General features: G+C 41.8%; 2 protein-coding genes. One reads left to right on the top strand and one right to left on the bottom strand.

Features of this window, described 5'->3' with window-relative positions; all coding sequences use genetic code 11:
• Positions 1 to 76: 76 nt before the first annotated feature.
• A complete protein-coding gene (cobB, locus tag AB4653_RS24160) occupies positions 77 to 811 on the top strand; it encodes a Sir2 family NAD+-dependent deacetylase (RefSeq protein ID WP_009846726.1) in 735 nt (244 codons plus the stop codon).
• 117 nt (positions 812 to 928) lie between these two features.
• On the opposite strand, the gene AB4653_RS24155 is transcribed toward cobB, so the two are convergent.
• Complete coding sequence (locus tag AB4653_RS24155; RefSeq protein ID WP_012603927.1) at positions 929 to 1,795, bottom strand: GGDEF domain-containing protein; 867 nt, start codon at positions 1,793 to 1,795, stop codon at positions 929 to 931.
• Positions 1,796 to 1,867: the final 72 nt, after the last annotated feature.

Below are 1,867 nucleotides of genomic sequence, written 5' to 3'. Positions count from 1 at the left end.
TCTAATCCCTAAAACTATTGTTGGAATTTGAACAGTGCTAAGCTGTTACCAAGTGACATATTGAAAAGGACGTTATATGCATTTCCCATATCGAAATATCGTAATTCTTACTGGCGCCGGTATCTCTGCGGAGTCGGGGATACAAACATTCCGAGCACAAGACGGATTATGGGAAAACCATAAAATCGAGGATGTTGCGACACCTGAAGGTTTTGCAAAAGATCCTGACCTTGTACAAGCGTTTTACAACAAGCGTCGTCATGGATTACAGAGTGAAAGTATCTTTCCAAATTCAGCCCACAAGGCGCTAGGAGAGCTTGAAGATAAGCTCGATGGCAAAGTAACCATCATCACTCAAAACATCGACAATCTGCACGAGAGAGGCGGTAGCAACAACATTATCCACATGCACGGTGAGCTTCTTAAGGCACGTTGTAGTGAGTCAAACCAAGTTCTAGAGCACAAAGACGACATTCATACTGGTGAATTGTGCCATTGTTGCCAGATACCAGCTCAAATGCGCCCTCATATTGTGTGGTTTGGCGAAATGCCATTGAGGATGGGCGACATTTATTCAGCGTTAGAAGAAGCTGATTTGTTCATCTCTATCGGGACATCAGGCGTGGTTTATCCTGCTGCAGGGTTTGTGCATGATGCGAAAATGCATGGAGCACATACGATCGAGATAAACCTCGAACCCAGTGCGGTAGAGAGTGAATTTGAAGAGAAACGTTACGGTAAGGCGAGTATCGAGGTACCTAAGCTAGTCGGTGAGCTACTGCTGTCAGAGAAGGGGTCTCTAACGGCCTGACCATTGTGCCAATAAATTGATTGACCCGCTTAAGGTTGGAACTTGAGAGCTCGTTATCAGCAACATTTATCATTTATCATTTATCAGTGGCAAACTGACATTTATTCAGATGAGGCTCTAGTCATCAGTTTGCCTTGTTGTCTCTATATTCAGGTAATTTGTTTCTAGATTAGGACAAGACGTGCACCAAGAGTTTTGAACAGGTCGTTGAGCTTTTTTCATTTCGTACATCGCCTTATCGGATTCAACCAATGCCTGTTTAAAATTATCTCGGTTGGTCACTTCGATACCGTAAGAAAAACTGATGTTCTCACCATGCAGTAAGTTATTGACTTGGCTGACAAACTCACCACCACGACCGAGTTGAGCCGTTGCAACAAACTCATCACCACCCACTCTAAACACCATTTCATCTTCCAAAGCAGTTTGCCTCAGAGCCTGAGAGAAACGAACAATCATTAAATCTCCAACTTTGTGGCCTTTAAGGTCATTTGTCTCTTTTAGTCCATCTAAGTCGAAGTAAATGAGCTCAAACTCTGCAAGTTTGATCGCGTCAAACTTCTTGCGATTATACAAACCAGTAAGCTCGTCGCGTTTACCTTGGTCTTTGATCTTGCCAGTTAATTCAGTAATACCGTAAGCAATCAATAAAAATGCTATTTGTAGCAACCCGTCTTCCAAGAAGGTATCTATTAGTTCATTTTGGTCAGCCCACTCATCAAGATGTTTAAGCTCGGTTGATACGTCATAAAACAGGTTAAAAATGAGTAATAGAGCGCCGTAGCGAAGAGCTTTGTGGGGACGAATGGCGTGACGCGCAACATAATAGATGTACATAGTGATCACGAGGGTATTTGTTTCGAAAAACAAATCATAATTTGAATCAATATGAATAAATGAACTCAGGCCAAGCATCAACAGTGACGCTAACAGCATAAAAGTCACAACTAACAGGATAGGGTTTGCTTGCATATGTAATCGCACTTCGTATTGTTTGCTTAATCCTATATAAATTTTGAATAAAAATAAAGCGGCTTACGCCGCTTTATTTAACTT

The sequence above is a fragment of the Vibrio sp. 10N.222.48.A3 genome (genome assembly GCF_041475345.1).
Lineage (GTDB): Bacteria > Pseudomonadota > Gammaproteobacteria > Enterobacterales > Vibrionaceae > Vibrio > Vibrio tasmaniensis_A.
This window is presented reverse-complemented; position numbering and strand designations above follow the sequence as displayed.

Bases quoted from the DNA above. Each gene is read 5' to 3' on its own strand.
- cobB (WP_009846726.1), top strand. From the start codon at position 77: ATGCATTTCCCATATCGAAATATCGTAATTCTTACTGGCGCCGGTATC.